We start from the raw sequence: 2574 nt of genomic DNA on the forward strand, positions 1-2574 counted from the left end.
AGCGCCTCGATGGACTCAAGCCCGCCGTCGCTCGCTTCACCATCTGCGACGACCTCGACCTCCGCTCCCGCCTCGCCCAGGCCAAGGAGGATGCCGCCGACGCCGAGAACCTGCTGCGCAACCTGACCGCCGACGACGCGCCGAACCGGATGCTGTACGAGCAGCGCGCCGAAACCGCCCGCACCGCGCTGGCCGAAGCGCAGAAGGCGTTCGACGCGAAGGCCGTCGTCCTGCGCTTCACCGCAATCCCCCGCCGGGAACTGGAGGAACTTCAGGCCAAGCACCCGGCCAGCGAGCAGGAAGAGTCCGAGGGCGCCGACTTCTCCATCAACACCTTCGCCCCCGCGCTGATCTCCGCCGCGTCACTGGACGGCATGCCCGTCGACTACGCCCAGCACTGCATGGACACCTGGTCCTCCGCCGACGCCCGCGGCCTGTGGCAGGCCGCCTGGAGCATCCAGCACGCTGCGCGGACCGACCTGGGAAAAGGCTGATCGATGACCCAGCGTTCCGCCTGGAGATGGAGCTGTGCGACCGCTGGGGCATCCCTCACAGCGTCTTCCGTGGCCACGGGGACGGCACCTGGACCGACCTCGACCGGCGCAAGGCCATCGCCTACGCCACCTACGCCCGCACGGTGTGCTCGCAGTGCGGCACCCGGGCCGAGGAGTGGGACGAAGCCACCGGGGGCGATGAGGACGCCTACACCGCCATCACTCACCGGTGCGTCGGCTGCCAGATCCTCGCCGACAAGCAGACCACCGTCCCCAACGGCGACGAGGGGCACGGCGTGAAGGTGCTGCTGATCCCCACCAGCGTCCACGCCGCCATCCAGATCGCCCGCGCCCACACCAGCCACCACTAGCCGCAGAAGGGAGGAGGGCCCGATGTCCCAGTGGAACCTGTCCGTACGCCTCACCGGCCAGGGCACCAGCCTGACCCGCACCCTGCGGGACGCCTCCCGTGAGGCCCGGGCCCTCTCCCGGGACATCAATGCCGCACGCCGCGACCTCAACCAACTCCAGCGGGCAGGCAGCCGGTCGATCCGGATTGGCGTACGCCTCGACGCGAACCGGCTGCGCGCCGATGTCCAGCGCGCCGTCCGCCAGGCCGGAACCGGCAGCGGCATCACCATCCCTCTGCGGGTCGATGGCAGTCGCCTGCGGGCCGACATCCGTCGGCACATCAGCGGAGCCGGAACAGGCCAGGGACTCAACATCCGGCTGGGGATCGACGCGACCCGGCTACGTCGCGACGTGCAGGGCGCACTCACCGCAGCCGGTGCGGGCCAGGGATTGAATGTCCGGCTCGGGATCGACGCGGCCAGCCTGCGGCGTGACGTACAGACAGCGCTGACGACCGCCGGAACAGGGCAAGGCATCCGTGTCCCGCTGAACGTGGACGCCGACCACCTGCGGGACGAGGTACAGGCGGCCCTCACCTCGGCCGGGGCTGGCCAAGGTCTGGGCGTGTCCCTGCACCTGACGGACACCATGCAGCTGCGCCGCGACGTCACGGCCGCGGTTCGCTGGGCCTCGATGGGCCACCGCATCGAAATCCCTCTGGTCCTGGGCAACCGCATGGGGCTGCGCCGAGACGTTTCGGATGCGGTGCGCTGGGCGTCGATGAATCAGACCATCACCGTGCGGGTCCGCGCCGACACCAGCGACCTCGGCGACCTGACCAACATCATCAACCAGCCCTCCGGCGGGGGAGGCGGCGGAGGCGCGGGCGGTGCTCTGCAAGGTCTGCTGATGCTCTCCCCGGCCGCGATCCCTCTGCTGGCGGGTCTGTCCGCGAACCTTGCCCCGCTCGCCGGGCAGTTCGCCGTCGGGGGCACGGCCGCTGCCGCGTTCGGGATCGCCCTGGCCGGGCAGATCGGGCCGCTCGGCGAGGTCGCCGACGCCGAGAAGAAATACCAGGACGCGATCACCGAGCACGGCCAGACCTCGAAAGAGGCGATGGAGGCCCAGCGCGCCTACCAGCAGCAGCTCACCAAGCTGCCGCCGGAGACACAGAAGGCCGCGATCGCCGTGTCGCAGCTGAAGAAGGACTTCACCGGCTGGTCCGACGACATGTCCGGGTTCACCATGGGCCCGGTCACCAAGGGCATCACCGTCCTCGACGAACTCATCCCGCGCCTCACACCGCACGTGAAGTCCGCCTCCACCGAACTGGACCGGCTCGTCACCGTCGCCGGAGGGGCCATCGAAACCCCGGGCTTCGACGCGATGGCCGACAAGTTCTCCGACTTCACCGACCGGCAGCTGGAAGAGATGACCGACGGCGTCATCCACTTCATGCGGCTCCTGTCCGAAGGGGAGGCCCCTGGTGGCGGGCCGATCTCCGAGTTCATGGCCTACGCCCGGGAGAACGGGCCCGAAGCACGCGAGGCCATCAGCGCGATCTCCGACGCCATCGTCACGCTTCTGCGGGGCGCGTCCGAAGCCGGGCCGAGCATGCTCACGCTGGTCACCGCCGTGGCCCGCCTGGTCGCCGCACTGCCCCCGGAGCTGGTGGGGATCATCATTCAGGTTGGCACCGCGCTGAAGTTGTTGCAGTTGTCCGGGGCGG

General features: G+C 69.9%; 2 protein-coding genes and 1 pseudogene. All 3 read left to right on the forward strand.

What is annotated here, in order from left to right; genetic code table 11:
- Window positions 1–494, forward strand: a 494-nt coding sequence (locus tag SSOG_RS45930; RefSeq protein WP_039942912.1) for an efflux RND transporter periplasmic adaptor subunit, incomplete at its 5' end; no start/stop codon positions are given.
- Between the two features lie 26 nt (window positions 495–520).
- Window positions 521–865, forward strand: a complete 345-nt coding sequence (locus SSOG_RS45935) for a hypothetical protein (protein WP_039942914.1) — start codon at window positions 521–523, stop codon at window positions 863–865.
- 22 nt (window positions 866–887) lie between these two features.
- Window positions 888–2574, forward strand: a pseudogene (locus SSOG_RS54590) (hypothetical protein); the annotation flags it as partial.

The organism is Streptomyces himastatinicus ATCC 53653, from assembly GCF_000158915.1.
In the GTDB taxonomy this organism is placed as follows: Bacteria; Actinomycetota; Actinomycetes; order Streptomycetales; family Streptomycetaceae; genus Streptomyces; species Streptomyces himastatinicus.